Annotated in this window: 25 protein-coding genes and 1 pseudogene; 12 read left to right on the top strand and 14 right to left on the bottom strand. The window is 67.7% G+C overall.

The genetic code is table 11. The annotated features are described in order from the left end of the window. Positions 1-43: 43 nt before the first annotated feature. From ITJ61_RS11695 to ITJ61_RS11660, 8 genes are all read right to left on the bottom strand, one after another. A complete protein-coding gene (locus tag ITJ61_RS11695) occupies positions 44-1,108 on the bottom strand; it encodes a hypothetical protein (RefSeq protein WP_194686263.1) in 1,065 nt (354 codons plus the stop codon). Positions 1,109-1,169: 61 nt separating this feature from the next. Then, on the bottom strand, positions 1,170-1,514 hold the full coding sequence (locus ITJ61_RS11690) for a hypothetical protein (protein WP_104244715.1): 345 nt from the start codon (positions 1,512-1,514) through the stop codon (positions 1,170-1,172). After that, on the bottom strand, positions 1,511-2,698 hold the full coding sequence (locus ITJ61_RS11685) for an ATP/GTP-binding protein (protein WP_194686262.1): 1,188 nt from the start codon (positions 2,696-2,698) through the stop codon (positions 1,511-1,513). Before ITJ61_RS11685 ends, ITJ61_RS11690 begins: the two co-directional genes overlap by 4 nt. A 70-nt stretch (positions 2,699-2,768) precedes the next feature. After that, positions 2,769-4,199, bottom strand: coding sequence for a DUF2130 domain-containing protein (locus tag ITJ61_RS11680; RefSeq protein WP_194686261.1), 1,431 nt, complete (start codon positions 4,197-4,199; stop codon positions 2,769-2,771). Positions 4,200-4,325: 126 nt separating this feature from the next. After that, positions 4,326-4,601 carry a DUF1905 domain-containing protein gene (locus ITJ61_RS11675; RefSeq protein WP_194686260.1) on the bottom strand — a complete coding sequence of 92 codons (276 nt, stop codon included), beginning with the start codon at positions 4,599-4,601 and terminating at the stop codon, positions 4,326-4,328. Positions 4,602-4,688: 87 nt separating this feature from the next. Then, positions 4,689-6,125 (bottom strand): DUF4041 domain-containing protein, encoded by a 1,437-nt coding sequence (locus ITJ61_RS11670; protein WP_194686259.1) that lies wholly within the window; start codon positions 6,123-6,125, stop codon positions 4,689-4,691. Between the two features lie 62 nt (positions 6,126-6,187). Continuing rightward, positions 6,188-6,781, bottom strand: coding sequence for an NAD(P)H-dependent oxidoreductase (locus tag ITJ61_RS11665; protein ID WP_194686258.1), 594 nt, complete (start codon positions 6,779-6,781; stop codon positions 6,188-6,190). 34 nt (positions 6,782-6,815) lie between these two features. After that, on the bottom strand, positions 6,816-7,805 hold the full coding sequence (locus ITJ61_RS11660) for a helix-turn-helix transcriptional regulator (RefSeq protein ID WP_194686257.1): 990 nt from the start codon (positions 7,803-7,805) through the stop codon (positions 6,816-6,818). A 110-nt stretch (positions 7,806-7,915) separates the two neighbouring features. Here ITJ61_RS11660 and ITJ61_RS11655 point away from each other — a divergent pair, with 110 nt between their 5' ends. Continuing rightward, on the top strand, positions 7,916-8,377 hold the full coding sequence (locus ITJ61_RS11655) for a VOC family protein (protein WP_194686256.1): 462 nt from the start codon (positions 7,916-7,918) through the stop codon (positions 8,375-8,377). A 28-nt stretch (positions 8,378-8,405) separates the two neighbouring features. Here ITJ61_RS11655 and ITJ61_RS11650 read toward each other — a convergent pair whose 3' ends face one another. From ITJ61_RS11650 to ITJ61_RS11640, 3 genes are all read right to left on the bottom strand, one after another. Then, positions 8,406-9,068, bottom strand: a complete 663-nt coding sequence (locus ITJ61_RS11650; protein WP_194686255.1) for a hypothetical protein — start codon at positions 9,066-9,068, stop codon at positions 8,406-8,408. Positions 9,069-9,205: 137 nt separating this feature from the next. Next, positions 9,206-9,871 (bottom strand): VOC family protein, encoded by a 666-nt coding sequence (locus tag ITJ61_RS11645; protein WP_104305612.1) that lies wholly within the window; start codon positions 9,869-9,871, stop codon positions 9,206-9,208. 28 nt (positions 9,872-9,899) lie between these two features. After that, positions 9,900-10,358, bottom strand: a complete 459-nt coding sequence (locus tag ITJ61_RS11640) for an Lrp/AsnC family transcriptional regulator (protein WP_104244735.1) — start codon at positions 10,356-10,358, stop codon at positions 9,900-9,902. Positions 10,359-10,479: 121 nt separating this feature from the next. Here ITJ61_RS11640 and ITJ61_RS11635 point away from each other — a divergent pair, with 121 nt between their 5' ends. Continuing rightward, positions 10,480-10,848 carry a nuclear transport factor 2 family protein gene (locus ITJ61_RS11635; protein ID WP_104301446.1) on the top strand — a complete coding sequence of 123 codons (369 nt, stop codon included), beginning with the start codon at positions 10,480-10,482 and terminating at the stop codon, positions 10,846-10,848. Here ITJ61_RS11635 and ITJ61_RS11630 read toward each other — a convergent pair. Then, the gene (locus ITJ61_RS11630; RefSeq protein ID WP_323744350.1) at positions 10,845-12,323 is read right to left on the bottom strand and encodes an MFS transporter; all 1,479 of its coding nucleotides are present in this window, start codon (positions 12,321-12,323) and stop codon (positions 10,845-10,847) included. The genes ITJ61_RS11635 and ITJ61_RS11630 overlap by 4 nt on opposite strands. Here ITJ61_RS11630 and ITJ61_RS11625 point away from each other — a divergent pair. Further along, positions 12,322-13,443, top strand: a pseudogene (locus ITJ61_RS11625) (helix-turn-helix transcriptional regulator). The gene ITJ61_RS11630 and the pseudogene ITJ61_RS11625 overlap by 2 nt on opposite strands. Before the next feature lie 11 nt (positions 13,444-13,454). Here ITJ61_RS11625 and ITJ61_RS11615 read toward each other — a convergent pair. Continuing rightward, the gene (locus tag ITJ61_RS11615; protein WP_194686252.1) at positions 13,455-14,045 is read right to left on the bottom strand and encodes a hypothetical protein; all 591 of its coding nucleotides are present in this window, start codon (positions 14,043-14,045) and stop codon (positions 13,455-13,457) included. A gap of 364 nt (positions 14,046-14,409) precedes the next feature. Here ITJ61_RS11615 and ITJ61_RS11610 point away from each other — a divergent pair, with 364 nt between their 5' ends. Beyond that, positions 14,410-14,805, top strand: coding sequence for a GreA/GreB family elongation factor (locus ITJ61_RS11610; protein ID WP_323744349.1), 396 nt, complete (start codon positions 14,410-14,412; stop codon positions 14,803-14,805). Positions 14,806-14,924: 119 nt separating this feature from the next. After that, positions 14,925-15,992 (top strand): hypothetical protein, encoded by a 1,068-nt coding sequence (locus ITJ61_RS11605; RefSeq protein WP_194686250.1) that lies wholly within the window; start codon positions 14,925-14,927, stop codon positions 15,990-15,992. Here ITJ61_RS11605 and ITJ61_RS11600 read toward each other — a convergent pair. Further along, the gene (locus ITJ61_RS11600; protein ID WP_194686249.1) at positions 15,989-16,885 is read right to left on the bottom strand and encodes an NAD(P)-dependent oxidoreductase; all 897 of its coding nucleotides are present in this window, start codon (positions 16,883-16,885) and stop codon (positions 15,989-15,991) included. The two genes, ITJ61_RS11605 and ITJ61_RS11600, sit on opposite strands and share 4 nt — an antisense overlap. 111 nt (positions 16,886-16,996) lie before the next feature. On the opposite strand from ITJ61_RS11600, the gene ITJ61_RS11595 reads away from it, so the two are divergent. From ITJ61_RS11595 to ITJ61_RS11565, 7 genes are all read left to right on the top strand, one after another. Continuing rightward, complete coding sequence (locus ITJ61_RS11595) at positions 16,997-18,055, top strand: D-2-hydroxyacid dehydrogenase (RefSeq protein WP_104244749.1); 1,059 nt, start codon at positions 16,997-16,999, stop codon at positions 18,053-18,055. A gap of 67 nt (positions 18,056-18,122) precedes the next feature. Next, a complete protein-coding gene (locus ITJ61_RS11590) occupies positions 18,123-18,935 on the top strand; it encodes an IclR family transcriptional regulator (RefSeq protein WP_258064908.1) in 813 nt (270 codons plus the stop codon). Between the two features lie 133 nt (positions 18,936-19,068). After that, positions 19,069-20,526: an MFS transporter gene (locus tag ITJ61_RS11585; protein WP_194686248.1), complete on the top strand. Its 1,458-nt coding sequence runs from the start codon at positions 19,069-19,071 to the stop codon at positions 20,524-20,526. Continuing rightward, entirely contained in the window at positions 20,523-21,320 is a 798-nt protein-coding gene (locus ITJ61_RS11580) for an SDR family oxidoreductase (protein WP_323744348.1), read from the top strand. Before ITJ61_RS11585 ends, ITJ61_RS11580 begins: the two co-directional genes overlap by 4 nt. Beyond that, the gene (locus ITJ61_RS11575) at positions 21,320-22,057 is read left to right on the top strand and encodes a fumarylacetoacetate hydrolase family protein (RefSeq protein WP_104305621.1); all 738 of its coding nucleotides are present in this window, start codon (positions 21,320-21,322) and stop codon (positions 22,055-22,057) included. Before ITJ61_RS11580 ends, ITJ61_RS11575 begins: the two co-directional genes overlap by 1 nt. Positions 22,058-22,091: 34 nt before the next feature. Next, positions 22,092-23,174: an L-idonate 5-dehydrogenase gene (locus ITJ61_RS11570; RefSeq protein WP_323744347.1), complete on the top strand. Its 1,083-nt coding sequence runs from the start codon at positions 22,092-22,094 to the stop codon at positions 23,172-23,174. After that, positions 23,171-23,734 carry a gluconokinase gene (locus ITJ61_RS11565; RefSeq protein ID WP_323744346.1) on the top strand — a complete coding sequence of 188 codons (564 nt, stop codon included), beginning with the start codon at positions 23,171-23,173 and terminating at the stop codon, positions 23,732-23,734. Before ITJ61_RS11570 ends, ITJ61_RS11565 begins: the two co-directional genes overlap by 4 nt. Positions 23,735-23,736 lie beyond the last annotated feature (2 nt).

Here is a 23,736-nt window from a genome sequence, read left to right as displayed (position 1 = left end):
AAGCTGGTGCTGGTGGCAGCCCGCAGCCCGCAGCCCTCAGCCCTCAGCCCTTCCGGCCGACCATCACCGACCGCGGCGAGTAGTCCTGGCCTCTCCAGTACAGCATCACGCGCTGACGGCCGATTCTGTACTCGTCGCGGCTTCGCTCGTCTTCGTCCGGAGGGAGGGCCTCCTTCGGGGCACCGAGGTGCTCGAGGACTCCTTCGCGCGTGAACGGGGAGAGCCCCGTGATCAGGTGCGACGTGCGCGGGTAGTTGGCTTCCGGGGCGTTCCGGTGCGGGTGGAAGACGAGCTCGACGCATTTCACCGCGCCGCCCCTCATGCCCACGATGAGGGAACGGTCGGTGCTCCGGTAGGCGCACTGGTACGCGCCCGAGCGGTTGATCTCGATCGGTCCGTCGATGAGCCGGAGCAGCGCGAGGGCCGCGGGATCCTCGATCTTCTTGCCCAGCGCGGCCGCCGCAAGCGTGAGGTCTCCGGCCACCGTGCGTTTCGCGTCGCCGTTGACCCGCATCGTCGGCGGCGTGGATGCGGTTGGGCCGAGCGCGTCGACGAGCGCGGTGAGGCGAGCGATCTCCCGGGCATCCTCGTCGGCCTCGGAGTCCTGCGCGGCTTGCTCGCGGAGCAGCGCGGCTGCTCGTGCTTCCTCGCGGTGCTGCGCGAACCGCGATGCTTCGGCGGTCTCTCCGACCGCCGCGAGCTGCGCTTCGACGATGCGGTGTCCGTTGAGGAGCGCGAGTGCTCGCTCGCTAACCAACAGCATCCCATCTCGCTGGGCGAAGTCGTCGTCCGTGTCCGGACGGCCGGTGGGCGCGAGCCGCTCCCAGCGCTCCGGGAACCCGCCTGCGTACGAGACGAACTCCGGCGACTTCGTGACGATCGCCTCGCGCAGCTCGAACCCAGTGAGTTCCGAGGCGCGCAAGGCGTCGGCGAGTGCGCCGGTGACGACGAAGTCCGGAAGCACGCTGACGAGTTCATCGCCCAGCCAGCCCGCGAACTCGCAGCGCAGCGGGTCTGCCTGCGAGCGCGCGCCATTCGCATCGTGCAGCCATTCGGCTCCGGCGCCGACGGTTCCGGTCGCTTCAGGTTCCAAAGCGTGGTGCTGCATCGTGGCTCCTTCTCCTCGAGTTTTTCTCGGGATCAGCTTCGGTCGATCCCGGCGTTCGCGGTCATGCGCGGGGCGGGGCGGGCAGGTCCCAGATGTCTGCGAACCGGGCCGCGATCACGGGCTGCGTCCAGATCAGCGACAGGCCGGTCGCCGCGGAGGAGATGTTGTTCAGCTCGGGGGCGAAGACCACGAACTCGTGGGAGATGGGTCGGCCGGCGCGGTCAGTGCGTCCTTCGGGATCGGGGAAGCGCAGCGCCGCCCGGTCGTCCCCGAGATGCCAGAGCTCGGAGTCGTCGCCGAGACTCGAGAACGCCTTGTCGTACTCGGGCAGGGGGTCGGCGTAGCCGCCGTCGAGGAGGAAGCGATGCCCCCAGGTGCGGCCCCTGGTGGCCCAGATGAGCTTCACTTCTTGCTCCGGAGGAGGACGCCCTTGCGTTCGGCGTCTTCGAGGTCGAGCTTGAAGCGGGTGAGCATGGCCGTGAGGTAGTCGCGTTTGGCGAGCGCCTCCGCGTTCACCGCCTTGAGCTTGTCGCCCGCGAGCGAGGCTCCGCGCTCGATCGCATCCTTCGAGACGAAGGATGCGGCGAGCCCGGCGAGCAGGCCGAGCGGTCCCGGCAGCTTGACCTTCTTGATGACGAACAAGGCACCCATCGCCGCGACGCCGGCCACGTCGCCGGCCTTGCCGAAGATCTTCTCGGCCACCTTGCCGCCGTCGTGCAGGGTCTTAGCCCACTTGACGTGGCGCTCGAAGGGGAGGATGGCGGCCAGAGGGAGGACGGCGTCGACTCCGACCCGCTGGGTCACTTCGATCTTGCCTGGCGCGAACTTCGCGGAGGAGAGCAGGATGAAGTCCTCGGCGAACGACATCGCCTCGGGTGCTTCCACGAAGCCGCGCAGCTCCTGGCGCAGCTGGTCGAGCTCGTCGCTGACCTTCTCGACGAGGAGCGCCTTGAACCTGTGCGCATCCATACCGGGAAGCAGGTCGGATTTGGACAGCGCCAGCACCCAGATGCGCGGGAACTGCGTCAGGGGCTTCCCGTCCTTGAGGAGCTCGGGCTTGAGGCGGAGCAGCTCGGAGCGGATGTTGGTGAGGAGCGACTTTAGATACAGCTCCTCAGAGCCCCCGTTCTCGAGGAGCAGCTGCCCGTCGACGAGCAGCAGCGCGACGTCCGAGCTGAGCAGCGCCGTGAAGGTCTCCACTCGCCGACGGGTCTCCTCGGCGCCCACCGCGGACTCCTCGAACCACTCGCCCGGGTAGTCGTGCCAGACGAGGCGGAGCGCGTCGAACGGCTTCGACTGCTTCGCCCGCTGCTGGGACCAGGCCTTCGGCCGAACCATGAACGAGTAGGCGGTGTGCGAGAAGCGAGTGGATGCGGGCACCTTCGCTGCGTTCTTCATGCCGAGGTAGCTCTGGTACAGCTTGTCGCTCTGCCCCGTGTCATCGGCGACGACCTCGTACAGGTTGTCCTTCGCGAACTGCGGCTCCTGCGTCGGGCCGTAGAACGAGGAGACGAGCACCGTCTTCCCGCTTCCGCTGCCGCCGAAGACAGCGATGTGCTGCTCTCGCGTCCTGCTCTTCGCTGATGCCATGGGCGCGTCTCCTGCGGGTCGGGGGCGGGTTTCCGCGGGTCTCGCGGAAGTGGTGCGCGGAGCGTCGAGCCTAGGCGTTCGCCTCTGCGGCGTCCTGGGAACTGTCGCCGTCGCCGCCGCCCAGCTCCGCGAACTTCTGCGTCATCGTCGGGTTGCCGCGCGTGAGCTTCTTGATGGTGACGTCCTGCGCCTTGTCGTTCGCGAGGCGCAGGTTGCGTTCGGAGCCGAGGAGCGCGTCCTTCACCTTCTGGAGCCGGGCGATGGCCTTGTCGATCTCGTCGATCGCCTCCCCGAAGCGGCGGGATGCGAGCTCGTAGTTGCGGCCGAAGGCATGCTGGAACTCGTCGAGTCGCTCCTCGAAGTTCGTGACGTCGACGTTCTGCGCCTTCACCGACGCCAGCTCCGCCTTGTACTTCAGGGCGCCAGTGGCCGCCGTGCGCAGGAGGCTGATGAGGGGGATGAAGAACTGCGGCCGAACGACGTACATCTTCGGGTAGCGGTGGGAGACGTCGACGATGCCCGTGTTGTAGAGCTCGCTGTCCGGCTCGAGGAGGGAGACGAGGACGGCGTACTCGCAGCCCTTCTCGGTGCGGTCCTTGTCGAGCTCCTTGAGGAAGTCCTCGTTGCGTTTCTTCGTGGCGGTGCCGTCTGCCTCGTTCTTCATTTCGAACATGATCGACACGATCTCCGTGCCGTCGGTGTCAGAGTCGCGGAAGATGTAGTCGCCTTTGCTGCCGCTGCGAGCGTCGTTGTCCTTCTCGAAGTACGCGTTCGGGAAGGCGGTGGCGCGGAGCTGGTTGAAGAGCGTCTCGCAGTGCTGCTCGAGAGTCTCCCCGAGCATTTTCGTGGACAGGCGTGCCTTCATGTCCTTGAGGCGCTCGATGGCGTCGTCGCGGTCGCGCAGCTGCGTCTCGTACTTGTCCTTGAGGGAGTTCTCGACGAGCTGGCGTTCGAGCTCCGCCCGCTGCAGGCCGTTCTTCAACTCGTCGCGTTCCTTCTCGACGCGTCCCACGGCTTCGTTCACGGCCAGTTTCTTCTGCGTCTCGAGCGCGCCGAGCTTCGCCTTCAGCTCCTGGATCTCGGTCTCCTTCGCGGATGCGGCCTGCTGCAGTTCGCTGGCACGCCGCGCCTCCGCGAGCTGCTCTGCAGCCTGGCGCTCCTGTCTGGCCGTAGCGAGCTCGTTCGCGAGTGTGTCGCGCTCCTTCTCGATCTTCTGCATTGCTTCGGCGATCGCCAGCTTCTGCGAGACCTCACCCGCCTCGAGCTTCGCCTTCAGCTCCTGCAGCTCGGCGTTCTTCTTCGCGGCGGCCGCCTCGAACTCCTGCACGACCCTCGACTCGGCCAGTTCGATCTCGGCGCGCTTCGCCTGCTCGGCGAGCTCGAGCCGCTCGTGGAGGTCCTTCTCGAATTCGCCGTCGCGGACCTGCTTCGCGATGTCCGCGTATCCGGCCTCGTCGACCTTGAACGCCTTGTGGCAGTGGGGGCAGGTGATCTCGTGCACGTCAGTTCTCCTTGCAGTGCGTCATCGGCGATGCTCCGTGTGGTCATCGTAAAGTGCACAGGCCTCGGGATGCTCGCCGGTATCGTCATCGGCGCCGCCTACCAGGCGAGATCGAAGTAGCGGGGCCTACTTCGCCGCGAGGTGCCCAATCACCACGTCGACGCGGTCGCCGACGTCCTTCTTGAGTTTCTTCCTGAGCGCCGCGCTCACCGAGATGAAGTGGTCGCCCTGCCCGGTCGGCATGAGCGCGGAGGTCACGGCCACCCCGTCGACGGTCGTGTCGGCCTTCACCGACTTGCCGGTGCCGAAGAACTCCTTGGAGCCGGGCACCTCGATGACGGACCACGAGGGCATCCATTCCGGATTCACGATTTCACCACTGAAGACGAGATTGTCGGTCATGGGGTGAGCGTAGCTTCTGCTCTTGTACTTCCGTGGCTCAGCACGCATCGTCGGGGCTCGTTCTCATTTCGTGGTGGGGTGACGCCCCTAAGCACTGGCCTCGAGCGCCCGCGAGGCGTTGAACTCCTCGGCCTGCGGATCCAACCTGAAGTCCAAGAGTTCGACGCGTTGTTCTTGCAGAGCATCACGAACCTCGGTTGGTGTCGCTCGGAAGTACTCACGTCTGAAGTTGACCTTGTTGATCCTTCGATCTGCGAAGTGTCTGTGGAGCTGAGCCTCGATTGTGACAGCGTCGTCGGCGAAGAAGAGCGCGTGGACATCGAACCGAAATGGGACGGAGGCATCGCCAAGTTCGTGCACTCGATCCATGGGCTCGAGTCTTCGGGTGAGGCCAATCTTGACGACTTCAGGTCCGAAGGAACCAACGTTGCTGATCACGTAGACGTAACCCGCACGGATGTTTGCTGCTCGGTAGTCCACGTTCTCTATGGCGTGGACAACGTCATCGAGCCGTGCTCGCATTCGCTCGGCCCCGGCGAAATCGCCCTTCGCATCAAGTGCTGCGATGGTATTGGCGTAGTGGCTGCGCTCCTTCTCTAGGCGCGCCTTCTCTGCTTGCAGTTCTTTCTCGGCTTTCCGCTGCTCACGAAGTTCTTCCTTGTGCGCGCGCTCCGCCTCCTTTTCAGCCTGTAGGGCGCGCAGATGGCGGTTGGCGAGCTCGAGTTCCTCGAGGCGCAGGGCGTGAAAGTGTGGTGAGATGCGGAGCGAGATCATCGTGCCAAGGCGCTCGATCTGTTCTACGGCTTTACTGAGGCGGGACTGGGCTGTGTGGAGGTTGCCGGCCCTCACCGCCTTGACGCAGTTCTCGGCCTCGGCGTTGTAGGACCTAAGCATGAGCTTGGACATGTCTCGAACAAACTTGCGCCCCTGGGCCTCACTGTTGTTGAACGTAAAGTTGGTGGAGGCCTGGGTTGCTCCACCATCACGGACCGTGGTCTTGATTCGTGATCGAACAGCCTCCAAGCGACTCGCAAGGACGATCGAGTCCTCGGCGGGATGTTCGAAATCGTAGAGTCCATTCTCTTGAATCTCGACTGCTCCCCGAAGATCTAAGAGGCTTGTGTTCAAGGCCGAGGCCTCGTGTTGTCGTTGAGCTAGTTCGTTTTGAGCTCCCCGGATCCGGGACCTTACCTGTTCTTCCTCCGCCAAGAGTGCACCCACCGCTGCGGCGCGTTCTTCGACTTCCAGCAAGCCATGGTGCTCGACCAGCCCCGCAAGTCGTTTGATTTCCTCGCGCAGCAATTCAGCGTGACGACGAGTCCCCAAGACCGGGATTTTCGCGTCCGCGAGTTGCGAGACGACCCGAGGTGTATCCGCTGCCGGACCATGCAGGGCGCTTGTCGTTTGCTGTCCACCGCGCTGCACGTGTTCCGTCCATCGGGCGCCATCCCAGTACCGATGTTCGAACTGCTGAATAGGGTCCGGGTACCAACCGGCGGGAAAGGACGTCTCATTCATGCTCATGAAGAGATGCAACCAGCCCTAGGCGAATCCCCACAACGTCCGGGGATATTCGAATCCGGCTTCTAAGGTCGAAGGCCAACCGCCGCGGCTACCTTGGCGACGGCGGCCTCGAGGCCCAGCTTCACCGAAGCCGCATCCTCCGACTCGCGGATAAACGCCTTCGCCCCGCGCGGCATGCCGCAGTAGTCGAAGACGCCGTGCTCGATCTGCGTGCTGAATGACTCCTCGTAGCCATGCCGCGCGAAGGACGCCTCCGAGAAGCCGGAGACCGGCAGCAGATGCGCCGTCAGGTGCCCGAGCTTCCCCAGCACGCGGTCGTCGTCGCCAAGCTCGAAGGCCCACCCCGTGATGAAGACGCGGTCGATCCACCCCTTCAGCAGCGCCGGCATCGACCACCAGAAGACGGGGAACACAAGGACGACATCGCTCGCGCGGTCGAGTCGCGCCTGCTCGGCGAGCACGTCGGGACCTGTGATCGCCCCGCCCTTGTAATCTGCGCGGTCGCGCGCGGTGAACCGCGGGTCGAAGCCCTCCTGCGCGAGGTGCGCGAGCTCCACCTCCACGCCGTCTGCTTCGAGGCGTTCGCGCAGATGCAGCGCCGCGGCGTGGGTCAGGGAATCTTCGTCGGGATGCGCGGTCACGATGAGCGTAGGCATCCGATCATTCTCGGGGTCCCACCTCCGACCACGCTCAGGGACGCCGGCTCGCCGCTGCAAGGCGCTCGGCGAGAGCCGTGGATGCTTCGACGAGCTGCTGCGGGCCGAGCACCGTGAAGTCGGCATCGAACCTCGTGATCGACGCGAGGACGCCGGTCCACGACCACGAGCCGAGCAGCAGCCGACAGGAGGAGTCGTCGACTTCGGTGACCACCGCATCCGGCAACCACTTCGCGGCTTCGCGCGCTGGAACGCGGAGGAGCAGGTCGCCCGTGCACGGCCACCGGTCTTCCGCGCTCGAGCCTGTGAACCGCGCCGCGAGGAAGGCGGCGGCGTCGCCGCTCGGCAGCTGCCGCTCCTCGAAGCGGGCGCCCAGCTGGCTCCGCGGCACGATCCGGTCCACTCGGTAGACGCGCCACTCACTCCGGTCGAGGTTCCAGGCGACGAGGTACCAGCGCCCGTTCCGTGCGAGCACCGTGTGCGGTTCGACCCGCCGAGGGGGCGTCGGGGTCGCCGCGCCGACGGCGGCGTGCGACGAGCCGCCCGTGTAGTCGAACCGAAGCGTGCGGTGCTCCTGGGCCGCTCGGCTCACGAGCTCGAGCACGTCTGGGTCGACGAGCTCCCCGGCCTGCGCGCCGGCCGACCCCGTGAAGCGGATGCCATCGACCCGGTGCCGCAACCTCGACGGCATGACCTGTCGCACCGTCTCCAGGGCACGCGCGGCGGCATCGTCGATGTCGACCCCCAGCGCGGGCGCACCGCGCAGTGCCACCGCGATCGCGACGGCCTGCTCGTCGTCGAACCGCAGCGGTGGCAGCTCCGAGCCGGCCGCGAGGCGGTAGCCGCCCGCGGGCCCTTTCCATGCCTCGATCCGATAGTCGAGCTCGCGCAGCCGGTCGATGTCGCGGCGAACGGTGCGCGGGGTCACGTCGAGACGCTCGGCGAGCTCCAGGCCCGACCATTCTCGCCGAGTCTGCAACAGCGACAGCAGGGTGAGGATGCGCGAGGAGGTTGCCGAGGTCATGCGATCAGTGTCCCCCGAGTAGAGGACCGAACCCGTCCGCTACTGCTGTCATCCTTGCCGCAGCGGCACGAGCCGCGCACCTTCGAATCCAGTCAGGAAGCGGGAACACCATGAGCATCACCACGACGACCCACCTCAACTTCGCCGGCACCGCGTGCGAGGCGCTCGAGTTCTACGCGGGCGTCTTCGGCGGCGAGGTCTCGATCGCCACCTACGCGCAGTTCGGGATGCCCGCCGAGCTGCCGGGCGCATCCAATGTCGTGTTCGGCAGAGTGGATGCCCCCAACGGCTTCCGCGTGCTCGCCTACGACACCCTCGGCGAAGCTGCCGAGGGGCTCGCGGGCGCGGTGGGAGAGACGCGGCGGGAGCAGGGCGCCACCGTGACGACCCAGCCCTTCTTCCTCGCTGCGAGCGGGGACACGCTCGACGAGATCACCGCCTACTGGGATGCCCTGTCCGTGGGGGCCGCCGTCATCGAGCCGCTCGCCGCCTCGGCATGGTCGGCGGGCTTCGGGATGCTCCGCGACCGCTTCGGGGTGACCTGGGTGCTCGATGTCGCGGCTGCCATCTGAGCCGCCGGACCGGAGTGTCGGCCACGGCTCACGGTGACATGTCGCCGTGGGCGACGACGCGGCAGAGCTCCACTCGCCCGTCCGGCAGGTGCCAGGCGTGCAGGCGTCTGGCACCCGCCGCCTTGAAGCCGACGGAGTAGCGGAAGCACCTCGCGCCGTCGTCGCGGACGACGTCGTGGGCGTGCGCGCCATTGCCGCTGCGCAGCGGATGCGCGCCCCTCGAGTGCAGGTGCCGACCGCGTCCGGTCACGATGTCGACGGCCGCACGCCACACTTTCGCCTGCAGCTGCGGCGCGAGTGATCTGACCGAGGCGGCGAAGGCGGGGCCCACGAGGTACTCGCCGAGCGGATGCGCGGCCCGATCGATCGCGGAGGAGTTCTGCAGCCAGCTGACGTGGATCTGGTGGCGAGCCCATTCCTCCTGGTCGGCGAAGTCGATACTCCCGACGCGCTCATCCCGGGCCTTCTGGAGGACTCGAAGTCGCTTCTGAACGCCCCGGAGTCGCGCCTCACTCTCGTGGAGTCTCTCGGCGAGGTCGCTGTTCTCCCGGCGGAGTGCGCGCAGCTCTTGGAGGAGCTGCGCGTCGGTCCTGGCATGCGCGAGCCTTCGTGGCTCGACCTGCTCGCCCGCCTCCACGAGCCGGAGCGTGCCCATCGACATCACTGCTGAGGGTTTGGGTTGCGCGGACATCGGGACTCCTCACCTCGCTGGTACCTGGCGTATTCGGGCCAAGCTATGCGGGCGTCGTCAGCTGCGAAACGGTCGCTGACTCGGGGCGTCTCGGGTCTGAACTTTCCGTCGCACTGCGCTGCGGTGGCGGATGCGCGCTACTCGGGCTTCCATGGGCTGTCGTCGCGCCACGGGGCGACGTCGACTTCGTTGCCCTCCGGGTCGGCGAGCGTCCAGTGCTCCGGGGCGTTGGTTTCGTCGACGATGCGCCCGCCGGCGGCGAGCGCCGCTGCGACGCGAGCGTCAGCCTGGTCGCGTGGAACGTACACGTCGACGTGCATCGTGTTCCGCTCGGCGCGGGGCGCGTCGATCTGCTGCAGCCAGACGTTCGGTCCGACGGCGATCGGGTCGGCGAGGTCTTCGCCACCGCGCCGCTCGTACGCGAGGACTGCTTCCCAGAAGGGGAGCGCGGCGTCGACGTCGACGACGTCGATCGCGATCTGGATGCTCTGCACGGCGCCCGTGCTCGCCTCGATGCCCAGCCCGCGGGCGATCTCGGAGATGCGTGCGGCGAGGGCGGTGTCTCGTTCGCTGATATCGCCCACGTCGTGGCTGATGAGGCGCACCATGACCGAGCCGTAGCGGAGGTCCACGTCGGGGTGATGATCGGCTTCGTCGGCGGCGCGGGCGATCTCAGCAACGAACGCGGCACCTTTCGCGAAGCCGCCGGTCGTGAAGTTCGCGCGGGCGCCGTCGCCCACGACCCGCCAGTCGGCGGTGCCGTCCGCTTGCCGAAATTGTCTGGGGGAGACTCGATCGCTCATGACGGCGATTCTCGCCGAAGCGGGTGAGTTATGCCGGTGAGATGTGGCGAGCGGGGAGCGGGCTGGAGTAGACGACGTTCGTCGTGATGCCCCCGAGCGTCGCCAGGCGGCCCGTGATCCGTTCGAGGTCCCGCATCGACCTGGCGAGCACCTTGATGATGAAGCAGTCCGCCCCGGTCACATGGTGGGCTTCCACGATCTCCGGCGTCGTCGCGACGAGGTCGTGGAACGGCTTGTAGTTGCCGGAGGGGTAGGCGAGTCGCACGAACGCCATGACCGTGTACCCGAGCGCCTCCGCGTCGACGGTGACCGCGTAGCCGGTGATCACGCCGGTGTCCGTGAGGCGGCGTACCCGCTCCGCCGTCGCGCTGGGCGACAACAGGACTGACCTGGCGACGTCGGCGATGCTGGCGCGACCGTCCGATTGCAGGTGCGCCAGGATCGCATGATCGGTGCCGTCGAGGCTGGACCGTTGATCGGGTGGCATGAGACCGAAACTACCGTGGAATCCGTTCCCTCGAGAGCGGAGGGCCGTTGAGTGAGCCTTCACTCTCCGCGCAGCCCCGGATTGAATGGATGGCACACTAACAACCGAAGGATCCGCCCTCATGTCACTCCACGCAGTCCCCGCCGTGACCTCCGCCGTCGACCTCTACTTCCAAGCGCTGCACGAGTGCGATGTCACCAAGCTCGACCGGGTCTTCGACAGCTCCGCGAGCCTGTACGACGTCACCGACGGGACGTTCACCGCCATGCCATTCGCCGAGTGGCGCGAGATCGTCGCCAATCGACCGTCGCCGCAGTCGGTCGGGCAGGCGCGCGAGGACGAGCTGCTGTCGCTCGACTTCCTCTCCGCCGACCTGGTCGTCGCGAAGGTACGGCTGAGGATCCTCGACCAGGTCTTCGAGGACCACCTGTCGCTCGCCAACATCGACGGTGATTTTCGGGTCGTGGCGAAGACCTGGCGCGACGCCTAACGCTGCTGCTCGGCTTCCTCCGGTGCCTCCGCGACGACGGCCCCTTCAGCGGCCTCGGCTGCCTCCGAGTTCGGCGGCGGAGTCTCCGCGTACGACTTCGAGAGGAGACGGTACTGCGGGGATGCGAACGCGACGATGACGAGGCTGAGCAGCAGGACGCTCGCGACCAGGAACACCAGCGCGATGCCGCGGGCATCGCCGTCGCCGAGCATCCACCCCAGCGACTCCTGGCCCTCGCGGGACTCCATGTATGGGATGAGCCAGAACTCCGCGATGGGGCCGATCATGAACGCGCTGATGGGCGTCGAGGCCGACTCGACGGTGGCCGCGAAGCCGAACACGCGTCCCTGCTTCTCGAACGGCACCACGCGTTGGATGACGGTCTGCTCTGCCGCCTCCGCGATGGGCATGATCGCCATGAAGATGAACATGCCGACGATGAACAGCCAGCCGTACTCGCGGATAGTGAACGTCGCGCCGAGCAGGGCAACGCCGATGTTGACGATGAGGAGGGTGCGGACGGGGTTCTTCCCGAGGCCGAACTTCGCGACGAGGCCGCCGCCCACGATGAAGCCGATGCTCGTGACGCCGAGCCAGACTCCCCACATCTCGACCGAGAACAGGGTGAGGCCGTACGGGTCCATGAGCGCCATGAAGACGCCGCCGACGAGGTTGTTGAGCGTCGTGAAGAGGATGAGCGCGAGCAGTCCGGGCACGAGCATGACGGCGGGAATCGCGCCGCGGAAGTTGACCTTCGCGGCTCCTGCTTCTGGGTCGTGGGCGATGCCGCGTTCGGGGATCGACACGAAGAGGAGGTGAGCGAACGAGACTGCGGTCGCGACGATCGCGATGAGCACGGTCGGCCCCATGCCGAGCAGGCCGATCGACAGGCCGGAGAACACGCTGGTGACCATGAACGCGATGCCCTGCACCGTGCCGACCAGGCCGTTCGCCCGGTCGCGCCGGTCGGCGGGCACCAGCAGCGTGACGGTGGTCGACAGCGCGATGTTGCGCAGGTTCTCGACGACCCCGCCGACCAGGATGACGCCGGCGAAGAGCCAGAACCAGATGCCGTTCCAGTCGACGAGCGCCTCCTCCGGGAAGCTCAGGTAGAGCACGCCGGCGAGCAGGTAGGTGATGAGGGTCACCGCGCTCGAGATGAGCATGACGGCCTTCTTCTTCATGTGATCGACGATCGCGCCGAAGATCATGCCGAAGACCGCCACGAGCAGCATGTAGCTGCCGCCGATGATGGACGTCGCCAGCACCGAACCGGTCTCGAGGTACGCCCAGAAGGTGAGCGCGAACCACAGGTAACTCGTCGTGACGTTGGCGATGAGCGTGTTGACGAGCACCTGGTAGAAGCTGCGCAGGGTCGCCAGCGTTGGCACGTCCTGATGTGGCAGCGCTCGCGGCGAGGCCTCTGGAGCCGAGGAGCGTTCTTCAGGTGTGGACGGGGGTGTGGTGTCGGCCATGCGTATCCCTGATTTCCTGAATCGGTGTTCTCATCATCCACCTGTCCTCCGACATTCGGAAGCGGGTCGGGTGATGCTTGCAGGATTCACGATGACGGTAATTGCGGACGAATACTGGCCGCTATCTCCCTACGATGGGATCATGTCCACCGGATCCCGCATGCTCACGCTGCTCACGCTCCTCCAGAACCATCGGTTCTGGACCGGCGATGAGCTCTCCGCGAAGCTCCGGGTGAGCCCGCGCACGCTACGGCGTGACGTCGAGCAGCTCCGGGAGCTCGGCTACCCGGTTGAGACGACGCGCGGCGTCGGGGGCGGGTACCGGCTGAGCGCTGGCGGTTCGCTCCCGCCACTCATGGTCAGCGACGAGGAGGCCCTGGCGATCGTGCTCGGACTCAGGGCCGTGACTGCCAGTGGGGTCCAAGGGGTGCAGGACGCGGCGGTCGGCGCGCTCGCGAAGATCGTGCCAGTGCTGCCGATGCACGTGCGCAAGCTCGCTGCTGGTATCGGCTCGACGGTCGGTGCCGGGCAGGCGCGCGAGGGGGCGCCCCAGGTCGAGGTCGCCGTGCTCGCCAGCGTCGCGACGGCCTGCCGGGACCGCACGATGCTGGCGTTCGACTACGAGAAGCGTGATGGTGCCCTCTCGAGTCGGCTCGTCGAGCCGCATGCGCTCGTTCCGGTCGCCCGCCGCTGGTACCTCGTCGCGTTCGACGAGGGGGCGGGCGGCTGGCGCACGTTCCGCCTCGACCGGATGCGCGGCGTCGAGTCCTTGCCGAAGAGCTTCGGCTCGCGGCCCATTCCGGGAGGCGATGCTGACGCGTTCGTGCAGTCGAGCATCCGCAACCTGCCCACCCGTTACGAGGCGGTCGTGCGAGTCGAGGTGCCAGCCGAGGACGCACGGGCTGAGGTTGGCCAGTGGGGTGTGGTCCTCGAGCTCGAAGAAGGGTGAAGCGAGGTGCGGATGCGCACGGACGACCTCGACTACGTCGTCTACCTCCTCGCCAGGCTCGATGCCCGGTGCGAGGTCGTCGGACCACCTGAACTCGTCGACGCGCTGCGAGCCTGGGGTCGCCGGCTGCTGCGCGTCGGCCTCCCAGAGGAGGCGGACGCCCCTGAGTGACTGCGCCGGTGTCAGACGTAGCGATTCATGGCCGCGAACTCGATGGAGACGTCCCTGATGTCGTCCCAGGTGAGTGCGCAGGCGGAATCGGTCGCCGGTGGCTGCGCGGCTCGATCGCGGATGCGTCGAGCGAGCAACTCAGGGTCGTCGCAATCGGCGACGAGGAGAAATGTCGTGACCAGGTAGTCGCCGTGTTCTCTCGCGACCCGTTCGCAGAGTCGCGAGGCGGCCTGCTCGCAGGCGGTGAGAACGATCGAATCACTGAGGCCCGGGTCCGCGAGCACCACGATGACGTGGCGCAGCTTCGGCAGCTTCGAGGAGAGCGCGACGCAGTCGTGCATGACCTCCTGGAGGAGGTCGGACAAGCTTCGGCGATTCTCTCTTCGAGAGGCGTCCCTTCCGATAACCAGGGAGACAGGAGAATCCGCCAGTCCCTCGAATGTCGAGGCTTCGTTTTCATCTGTCCGAAAACGTGGATCAAGGGCGGCAAGGCACGGTAACGCGTCGCCCCGAAGAATGAGCTTGGGCACGATCTTCTTGGCTGCTTTTCCTGCGTGACGATGCCCCGGCGCCGAAAAGGCGCCGGGGTTCGACGAAAACATGGCTTGATACCTCGTTCAGAGCTGTGAAGGAGGCGCATGGGAGCCTCCGGTGGTCTCAGGTGTCCCCGTGCGGCCTGTCGTTCTAGCTCTTTCGCTTGAACGGGTCCTCTGCCTGGGTCTTGTCTCGCTTGAGTGCGCGTCGCTCCTTCAGCGTGAGCTGTGGTGCCTTCTTCGCGTTTTCCTTGGACTTTCTGTCCGTCATTCTCTTACTCGCTTCCCTTTTCTCAGCTGGCGGGTATCCGGACGACCATAGTCCATTTCCTGCACGTTCTCATCCTTGGGGAAAATGGCTTTTCTGGGGGCTTTTGGGCTATCGTGATCGTTTACCCTTTTGTCGCCTCGCGACATGAAAGAGGAGGTTTCCGTGGAAACGGTCTGGATGACGCCGACGGCATTGCGTGCCCTGCAGGACGAGCTCGAGGCGCTGCTGCGCGTGGGCGCCGACTCGTCGGCGCGGGGCAGGGAGATTCGAAAGCTCATCGATCATGCCGAGGTCGCCGCCAAGCCCAATGATGGGCTCGTCGAGTCCGGGATGCAGGTGACGGTGCGCTTCGACGACGCCGGGCGCGAGGCGACCTTCCTGCTCGGAAGCAGGGTGCTCGCCGGGTTGGACCCGAGCGTCGCGATCGACGTCTACTCGTCGGACTCGCCCCTCGGGGAGGCCATCCTGGGGAGCCGAGTCGGCAGCACGGTGACCTTCACGCCACCGGCCGGTCAGCAGCGCGTCACCATTCTGTCTGCCGTGCCGTTCTCCTGGTAGTGCTCTCGCCCGGGGAGAACTCCCCGGGCGATAGCGGGAATTCACCGGGGAAATCCGGGTATCGTAAGCGCCTCTTCTCCGCACCTCGGTGCGAGAGCCGTAGCCGTACGACCTCCCCGATGGCTTCCGCAGATTGGACCCCCGCCATGCCCCGCACCACACCCTCCACACACGCCGCCGGCGCCTCGAACAGCGAGCGACGCGAGATCGGCCGCCGCAGCATCCTCACCGGAGCAGCCTGGTCTCTTCCGGTCATCGCTCTGGCCAGTGCCGCCCCGGCCTCCTCCGCGAGTGGCGCGACCGGCGCAGACCTCCAGCTCACGAACGGAGCTGGCTACACCGACTCCTGGTACAGCGAGGACGGTCTGCAGCTCCAGTCGCTCACGGTCGGGACCATGTTCTCCGTCACGAATCTGAGCACGGCGCCAGCGCCGACGGGATTCACGGCGCGCGCGAGCTGGGACGCCCGCTGGGCGACGGCAGTCGAATGGACCGAAGGCTCGGTTCCGGGGCCGATCACGACGGTCGGGAACGTCTCGACCCAGTCGGCCGAGCACCCGGAGTCGATCGCGGCTGGGGCGGAGGGCCGGCTCCGTGTCCTTCCCACTCAACCGAGCGCGCTGACGGAGATGCTCCCCGACCTCGCCCCCTGGAAGGTCGAGGTGATCACCAGCGGAGACCCGGACCTGAGCAACAACACCGTCACGTACACGTCCCAGATCGAGGACATCGAGCCGTGGGATGCGACGCTCTCGACCGTATGGGGAGTGCATCCGGTCACGATCGATGGAAGCGAGTACAGCTACTCCTTCCCGCGGCAGCTCACGATCACGTCCACCGGACCCAACCCGATCCCTGCCGGCGAGACCATCGAGTACTCGTTCGCGAGCCAGCCGACCGACTTCATCACCGCGTTCGACGTCGCCACGGTGGCGATCGACGGGGCTGCTCGCCCCGGCTTCCTGAACGAAGAGGACTGGGCCACGGCGCCGAGCAAGGTGTGGACCACGACGCAGGAGGTTCCCATCGGCTCGATGCTCACCCTCGACTTCACGTTCTCAGCGGGCCCGAACGCCGAGGAGGGCGTGGTCACCTCGCTCGCCTACGGCTACCTGCGCGGCGGGAAGCAGCGCGTTCCTCGCGAGGACATCCAGTTCCTCGCGCCGCGGACGTCGCTCGCGGTCTAGTTCTCGGAGCGTTCCGCGACGAAGCGTCTGGTGACGGCGATGTCCCGCTCGCCCAGGCCAGCATCCACGAGTTCGTCGAAGGCGGCCCGCAGGGTGGGGAGCAGCACTGGGTGCGTGCCGGTCGCGTCGGCGACGTCGGCTGCGAAGGTGAGGTCCTTCACCATGTACTTGGCGACGCCGGAGGGGGAGTCGTCTCCCGTGACGAGCTTCTCGCGCCTGCTCTCGAGCAGCTTGGATCCGGCGTAGCCGCCGCCGAGCAGGTCCCAGAGCACGGCGAGATCGATGCCGCTGCGCTCGGCGAGCACGCTCGCCTCGCCGAGTGCCAGGATCGTGGACGACACGATCATCTGGTTGCAGGCCTTCGCGACCTCGCCGGCGCCGAGCGGCCCGAGGTGCACGGGGCGTCCGCAGGGGTTCAGGATGCTCGTGGCCGTCGCGACCTCGTCGTCACCTCCGCCGAGCATGATCGAGAGCGTGCCAGCCTTCGCGCCGTCTTCGCCTCCGGAGACGGGGGAGTCGATGACGCGAACGCGACCCTCGCTCTCGCTGGCCAGGCGCTCCGCGAGCTCGCGGAGCCCGGTTGGCGACACGGTGGAGCCGACCATGATGAGCAGCTCTCCTGCGCCAGCGAGCAGGCCGTCGTCCCCGGCGAGCACGGCCTCGAGCTCTGGGAGGTCGGGGAGCATGACGAGGATCGCGTCGCTGGCCGCGGCGAGTTCGCGTGGCGACTCGTGCCAGGTGGCGCCCGCTTCGATGAGGGCGCTTGCCCGGTCGGGGCGGCGCCCCGTGAGCTGGAGGGTGCCGTGCGCGGCGAGCAGGTGCCCGGCCATCGGGAGACCCATGGCGCCGAGGCCGAGTACGCCGACGCGAGGAGTGTGAGCAGCAGTGGTCATGAGCACACCCTAGCCTGCTGATCATTGTGTAGGACAGTGTCCACAGTGTTGAATCGACGTAGACTTCACCACGAGAGACTGCACCTGTCGCCACGAATCGAAGAGGATCCCATGACTGACAGCCCCCAGAAACTGCGCGCGGTCGTCGCCGTCGACCTGAGCGAGGAGCTCTGCCAGCTCGTCGAGCGCCTCGAGCCTCGACTCGAAGTCGTGCGGGACCACACGTTCTACCGGCCTATGCGAGGGCCCGCCGACTGGTCCGGAGATCCGAGCGTGACTCGAACTCCCGAGCAGCAGGCCGCGTTCGACGAGCTGATCGACTCGGCCGACGTCCTCTTCGGGCTCCCGGATGTCGACTCCGCCTCCCTCGCGCGCACGGTCGCGGCCAACCCGCGACTCCGCTGGGTGCATGCGACGGCGGCGGGCGGTGGGGGGCAGGTGAAGGCGGCGGGCCTCGGCCAGGATGCGCTCGAGCGAATCGTCTTCACGACGAGTGCCGGAGTCCACGGCGGGACCCTCGCCGAGTTCGCGCTCTTCGGCGTGCTCGCCGGGGCGAAGGATCTTCCGCGCCTGCAGCAGCAGCAGTCGGCCCGGCAGTGGACGGGCCGCTGGGAGATGCGCCAGCTCGATGAGATGACCGTGCTCATCGTGGGCCTCGGCGGCATCGGCAAGGCGGCGGCGCTGAAGTTCTCGGCCCTCGGTGCCACCGTGCTCGGCACGACGCGCAGCGGCGAGGCCGTCGAGGGTGTCGACAGGCTGGTGCCCATCGACCAGCTCGCCTCGGCCGTGTCCGAGGCTGACGCCATCGTCGTCACGCTCCCCGGCACCGATGCGACGACGGGACTCCTCGGTGAGGAGGTCTTTGCGAACGTGAAGCCGGGTGTCATCGTCTCCAACGTCGGGCGCGGCACGGTCATCGACGAATCCGCGCTTCTCGCGGCCCTCGACGACGGCCGCGTCGGGTTCGCGGCCCTCGACGTCTTCGAGGTGGAGCCGCTGCCAGCCGAGAGCCCGCTCTGGGCGCACCCGAACGTGCTCGTCAGCCCGCACACGGCCGCGCTCTCGAGCGCAGAGGAGCCCCGGATCGCGAAGCTCTTCGCCGAGAACGCGCGCCGGCTCCTCGACGGTGAGCCGCTCAAGAACGTTGTCGATATCGTCGAGTTCTACTGATTTCCCACCTGTGGGCCCGTTGCGACGTCAACGGGCCGGCAGGCGTGACGAGGCGAGGAGCGGCACCGTGCCAGAAGCTGCGGATGCATCAACGAAGGCGGGCGCGCAGGACGCGCCGGAGCGCGACCTCGCACCGGCGGTGACGCGCTCGCTGCGCATCCTGTCGCTGCTGGCCGACGCTGATGGCGCGCCCATGACGCTGAGCGATATCGCCAGGGCGCTCGGTATCGCGAAATCGTCGACCGCCAATCTGGTCGCCGTGCTCGAAGACGGGCGGATGCTGCAGCGTGTGCCGCAGGGGTACCAGCTGGGCAGGCGCACGGCCGAGCTCGGCGGCGCGTTCGCGCAGCAGTTCAACCAGATCAGAGAGTTCTTCGGGGTATGCGATGCGTCTCCCGTGCTTCGCAGCGAGCTCGTGCAGGTGGTCATGCTGGACGGCCCGGACACGGTCTACCTCGCTCGTCACGAGGGTCGACGGCGCTACCAGCTGGGCACGCCGCTGGGTTCGCGCCTGCCGGCGGCGCTCACGGCCTCGGGTCGTGCGCTGCTCATGCGTCTCGACGACGAGGAGGTCGTGGAGCTCGTCGGCGCCTCCGCCTCCTTCCCGAAGCTGACGCCGCAGAGCATCGGGACGACGCGGGAGCTGCTCGACTGCCTCGCCGTCGCTCGGGAGCGCGGCTACTCGATCGACTCGAACGGCTCGGTCGGGGGAGTGACGGGCGTCGCGGTGCCGCTCGCCTCCTGGTCGCCGAGTGATCCCCCGTTTGCGCTCGGGGCGGCTCTGCCGACGGAGCTCGCGGATGCTGAGCACGTCGCTCGCGTCGGTGCGGCGCTCATCGAGGCTGCGCGGGAGCTCACGAACCCGCTGGCAGGGCGGTAGCTCAGGCCTCGGCAACATCTCGTGCGTTCAAAGTGTTGAACGTCGTCCACTGGAGTGTTAGCTTGTGGTCAGCAAGCATGCACCGACGGGCTCACCACGGCCTCGGTGCACCGCACATCAAAGGAGATGTTTCGTGACTGAGAACACCCGGCCTCCAGTGCCGACCGACGACCCGGAGTACGCAGACAACCTGCGCCGCGCGACGTTGGCCTCGAGCATCGGCTCCGCCCTCGAGTACTTCGACTTCGCGCTCTACGGCCTCATGACCGCGCTTGTCTTCAACAAGCTCTTCTTCGACCAGAGCGACCCGGCCGTCGCCGTCATCGGGGCCTTCGCCATCTACGGCGTCGGCTTCGTCGCCCGACCCTTCGGCGGGCTCTTCTTCGGCACGATGGGTGACCGCCTCGGCCGCAAGGGTGTGCTTGTCATCACGATCGTGCTCATGGGCGGCGCATCCACCGCCATCGGCCTCCTCCCCACCTACGAGACGATCGGGCTGTGGGCCCCGGCGCTGCTCGTTCTCCTGCGTCTCGCGCAGGGCTTCGGCGCCGGCGCCGAGCAGGCCGGTGCCACGGTGCTCATGGCCGAGTACGCGCCCGTGAAGCGCCGCGGGTTCTTCTCCGCGCTCCCGTTCGTCGGCATCCAGGCCGGCACGCTCCTCGCCGCCGTGGTCTTCAGCCTGCTGACGCTCATGCCGGATGAGGCGTTCCTGTCGTGGGGCTGGCGGATCCCGTTCCTCGGGTCGTTCGCCCTCATCCTCGTCGCGCTGTTCATCCGCATGCGCCTCCGTGAGACCCCGACGTTCGTCGAGCTCGAGAAGAGCGACCAGGTCGCCGACCACCCGATCCGTGAGATCTTCACCCGCGGCATGCCGGGCGTCATCACGGGCATCGGCCTGCGCATGGCCGAGAACGGCGGCTCGTACATCTTCCAGAACGTGTCGCTCGCGTTCGTCGCCGGCACGTTCATCGCGAACCCCGTCGACCGCGGCATCGCGACCTGGGGTGTCACGATCGGCTCGCTCATCGGCATCTTCTCGGTGCCGCTCTCCGGGCACCTCTCCGACAAGCTCGGCCGCCGCGCCGTCTACCGGTTCGGAGCCGTCTTCATGCTGCTCTTCGCATTCCCCGCATGGTGGATGCTCTCGCTCGGCAACGGACCCCTCACGATCGCCGTCATCGCCGTCGGTATCGGTGTGGCCGTCAACTCGATGCTCGGGCCGCAGTGCGCCATGCTCCCTGAGCTGTTCGGCAACAAGCACCGCTACCTCGGCGTGGCCATGGCCCGAGAGCTCTCTGCCGTGCTCGCCGGCGGCCTGGCCGGCGTGGTCGGCACGTGGCTGCTCACGCTCACCGGCGGCAACTGGGTGGTCATGGGGCTCTACCTCGCGACGCTCGCCGCGATCACCACTGCAGCGACGTTCCTCGTTCCAGAGACGAAGGGCCGCGACCTGCTCCGCAAGGAAGACGCCATTCGCGTCTCCACCGACGAGGAGGACACCGGCCTGATCGACCTGCAGGACATCTACGAGGCCGCACCTGCCGCAGGCACCGCGAGCAGCGCATCCGCCGCGGTGGGGGCCAGGTCGTGAGCCTCCCCGCCGGGCTGAAGGCGTTCGACCTCACGGGTCGGACAGCCCTCGTCACGGGGTCGAGCCAGGGCATCGGCCGGGCACTCGCGGGCGGTCTCGCCGCCGCGGGGGCCAGGGTCGTGGTGCACGGACGGGACCGGGCGAAAGCTGAGCGCGCGGCGGCGTCCATCGCCGAGGCCCTCGGCCTCGAGGGAACGACGGCCGAGCCGATCGTCTCGACCTTCGACGTGACGGATGCGTCAGCCGTCGATGCCGGCATCGGCGAACTCGAGGCGAGCATCGGAACGGTCGACATCCTCGTCAACAACGCGGGCATCCAGCGGCGCGCCCCCATCGCCGAGTTCACCGACTCCGACTGGCATGAGCTGCTGGCCACGAACCTCACGAGCGCGTTCCTGCTCTCGCGCCGCGTGGCTCGCGGCATGCTCGAGCGGGGCACCGGCAAGATCGTGAACATCGGGAGCGTGCAGTCGCAGATCGCCCGCCCCTCGATCGCGCCGTACAGTGCGACGAAGGGCGCCATCGTGATGCTCACGAAGGGGCTCTGCGCCGACCTCGCGCCGGCGGGGATCACCGTGAACGCGCTTGCACCCGGCTACTTCGCGACCGAGCTCACGAAGGCGCTCGTCGACGACGCCCAGTTCTCGGCCTGGGTGGCCCAGAGGGCGCCCGCCGGGCGCTGGGGGCAGGTCGACGAGCTCGTCGGCACGCTCGTGTTCCTCTCCAGTGACGCTTCGGCGTTCGTGAACGGCCAGACGATCTATGTCGATGGCGGAATGACGGCGGTTGTGTGATGCGAATCTCCAGGATCCAGACCAGTGACGGCACCGTCACGCACGCGTTCGCCGATGGCGACTCGTGGGTGCCCTGCAGTGACCCCTACGAGGCGTTCGCACGCGGCGTCGAGCCGACGCGCGAGGGCGAGGGTGTCGCGGATGCGACGCTGCTCGCTCCGAGCGAGCCGCGCATCGTCGTCGGGATCGCGCAGAACGGCCCGGAGCATCCCTCTCCGGTGCAGGCTTGGCTGAAGAGCCCCCGCACGGTCGTGCCGAGCGGAACCCCGGTGGCGCTGCGCCGAGGCGTCGGCAAGGTCGTCATCGAGGGCGAGGTGTGCGTCGTCATCGGCCGTGACGCGGTCGACGTGTCTGCGGAGGACGCGCACACCGTGATCCTCGGTCTCACCGCCGTCAACGACATCTCGAACCCAGACCGGGGCAGCATCGACCCCCGTAACTTCGAGGGCAAGGGCGGCGTCGGCTACACGCCGCTCGGCCCCTGGATCGAGACGGGAGCGGACCTCGCCGCCGCCGAGCTCGAGGTGCGCATCAACGGCGAGCGGAAGGTGCTCACCGGAAGCCAGGAGCTGCCAGCGGGCATCGCCGAGTGCGTCGCCTACGTCACGAGCTGGGTGCCGCTCGGCCCCGGCGACATCATCATGACGGGCGCCCCGAAGTCGGGGTTCGCGGCCCAACCCGGGGACCTCATCGAGATCACCGTCGCGGGCGTGCCGCTGGTGACGCCGTGCGTCTGACTCACGAACCATTCGACGTGCAAGGAGATCGCAAGTGACCCAGGAGAACCTCGGAGTCGTCGCCCACGGCAAGGACGACCTGCGGCTCGATGCGCTGCCGGAACCGGAGCCGACCCCGGATCAGGCCGTCGTCGCGATCGCGTATGGCGGCGTGTGCGGATCGGATCTGCACTACTGGATGCACGGGGCCGCGGGGGAGTCGATCCTGCGTGACCCGCTCCTCCTCGGCCACGAGATCGTCGGCACCGTGCTCGAGGCAGCGGCTGACGGCAGTGGCCCTCAGCCCGGCCAGCGAGTCGCCGTCCACCCCGCCACGCAGGGTGACGATGGTGTGACGCCCTACCCGGCCGAGCGACCGAACCTCTCGCCTGCCGGCACCTATCTCGGTTCCGCCGCGCGCATCCCGCACACCCATGGGGCATTCGCGCGTCGAGTCGCCCTGCCAGCACGCATGCTCCGCGCGCTGCCAGCGGGCCTCGACCTCAAGCTGGCATCCCTCGCCGAGCCGGCCTCCGTCGCCTGGCATGGAGTCGGGCAGGCTGGAGACGTGCGAGGCAAGCGGGTGCTCGTCATCGGCGCCGGCCCGATCGGTGCGCTCGTCGTCGCCGTGCTGAAGCACCACGGCGCTGGCGAGATCATCGCGAGCGATCTCCACGAGCTGCCGCTCGCCGTCGCCACCGAGCTCGGGGCGAATCGCGTCATCGACGCGCGCGATGCGGCTGCGATCGCCGCCGTGCACGCCGACGTCGTCATCGAGTCGTCTGGCACGGTGCCGGGGCTCGCCAGCGCCATCCGTGGCGCCGGTCGCGCGGGCCGCGTCGTCCTGCTCGGTCTGCAGCGCAGCGGTGAGGTCCCCGCCCTGCTGTCGCTCGCGATCACTCGCGAGCTGACCCTCGTCGGCTCGTTCCGCTTCACCGACGAGATCGACGCCGTGATCGGCGCGCTCGCCGACGGCTCACTGGTCGTGGATGCAGTGCTCACGCACGAGTTCCCGGTCGAGCGGGCGCTCGAGGCGTTTGCCGTGGCCGGTGACGCCTCCAGGTCGTCGAAGGTGCTGCTCTCGTTCGCCGACGCCGACGCCGACGCCGACGCTCGCGTGGACGGGGCCGCGTCGTGAGCGCTGCGGAGGCCGCCGAAGGTGCCGCGCGTCCCGCTCCTGCGCATCCGCCCATGGTCGTCATGGGGGTGCAGGGCACGGGCAAGACGACGATCGGCTCGGCACTGGCGGCACGACTCGACGTGACCTTCATCGACAGCGACGACCTGCACCCGCCCGCCAACAAGGCCAAGATGGCGGCAGGGAACCCCCTCGACGACGAAGATCGCGTGCCCTGGCTCAAGGTCATCGGCGCGACGATCGCCGCGAACGCCGCCGAAGGGCGCGTGACGATCGTCGCGTGCTCGGCGCTCAAGCGCTGGTATCGGGAGCTGCTGCGCTCGAGCGTGCCAGAGCTGCGCTTCATCCACCTGTCAGGCCAGCGCGACCTCGTCGCCTCACGCCTCGCGACGCGACAGCACGAGTTCATGCCGACGACGCTGCTCGACAGTCAGTTCGAGGTACTCGAACCGCTCGCGCCCTGGGAAGCGGGGGTCGTCGTTCCCGTCGCGGGCACACCAGCGGAGATCGTGGACGAGATCGTCGCGTACCTCGAAGGAGCCGAACCCTCCGAGGCCTGAGG

Source organism: Pseudoclavibacter sp. VKM Ac-2888 (genome assembly GCF_015351285.1).
GTDB lineage: Bacteria > Actinomycetota > Actinomycetes > Actinomycetales > Microbacteriaceae > Pseudoclavibacter.
The sequence above is the reverse complement of the archived record's forward strand: the minus strand, read 5'-3'. Positions and strand labels throughout refer to the sequence as shown.

Excerpts from the sequence above, each read along its gene's own strand:
- ITJ61_RS11595 (WP_104244749.1), top strand. The coding sequence starts at position 16,997 with ATGACTGACAGCCCCCAGAAACTGCGCGCGGTCGTCGCCGTCGACCTG.
- ITJ61_RS11695 (WP_194686263.1), bottom strand. The coding sequence starts at position 1,108 with ATGCAGCACCACGCTTTGGAACCTGAAGCGACCGGAACCGTCGGCGCC.
- ITJ61_RS11645 (WP_104305612.1), bottom strand. The coding sequence starts at position 9,871 with ATGAGCGATCGAGTCTCCCCCAGACAATTTCGGCAAGCGGACGGCACC.
- ITJ61_RS11640 (WP_104244735.1), bottom strand. The coding sequence starts at position 10,358 with ATGCCACCCGATCAACGGTCCAGCCTCGACGGCACCGATCATGCGATC.
- ITJ61_RS11600 (WP_194686249.1), bottom strand. The coding sequence starts at position 16,885 with ATGACCACTGCTGCTCACACTCCTCGCGTCGGCGTACTCGGCCTCGGC.
- ITJ61_RS11605 (WP_194686250.1), top strand. The coding sequence starts at position 14,925 with ATGGCTTCCGCAGATTGGACCCCCGCCATGCCCCGCACCACACCCTCC.
- ITJ61_RS11630 (WP_323744350.1), bottom strand. The coding sequence starts at position 12,323 with ATGGCCGACACCACACCCCCGTCCACACCTGAAGAACGCTCCTCGGCT.
- ITJ61_RS11575 (WP_104305621.1), top strand. The coding sequence starts at position 21,320 with ATGCGAATCTCCAGGATCCAGACCAGTGACGGCACCGTCACGCACGCG.
- ITJ61_RS11660 (WP_194686257.1), bottom strand. The coding sequence starts at position 7,805 with ATGACCTCGGCAACCTCCTCGCGCATCCTCACCCTGCTGTCGCTGTTG.
- ITJ61_RS11675 (WP_194686260.1), bottom strand. The coding sequence starts at position 4,601 with ATGACCGACAATCTCGTCTTCAGTGGTGAAATCGTGAATCCGGAATGG.
- ITJ61_RS11615 (WP_194686252.1), bottom strand. The coding sequence starts at position 14,045 with ATGTTTTCGTCGAACCCCGGCGCCTTTTCGGCGCCGGGGCATCGTCAC.
- ITJ61_RS11670 (WP_194686259.1), bottom strand. The coding sequence starts at position 6,125 with ATGAGCATGAATGAGACGTCCTTTCCCGCCGGTTGGTACCCGGACCCT.
- ITJ61_RS11650 (WP_194686255.1), bottom strand. The coding sequence starts at position 9,068 with ATGTCCGCGCAACCCAAACCCTCAGCAGTGATGTCGATGGGCACGCTC.
- ITJ61_RS11665 (WP_194686258.1), bottom strand. The coding sequence starts at position 6,781 with ATGCCTACGCTCATCGTGACCGCGCATCCCGACGAAGATTCCCTGACC.
- ITJ61_RS11635 (WP_104301446.1), top strand. The coding sequence starts at position 10,480 with ATGTCACTCCACGCAGTCCCCGCCGTGACCTCCGCCGTCGACCTCTAC.
- ITJ61_RS11655 (WP_194686256.1), top strand. The coding sequence starts at position 7,916 with ATGAGCATCACCACGACGACCCACCTCAACTTCGCCGGCACCGCGTGC.
- ITJ61_RS11685 (WP_194686262.1), bottom strand. The coding sequence starts at position 2,698 with ATGGCATCAGCGAAGAGCAGGACGCGAGAGCAGCACATCGCTGTCTTC.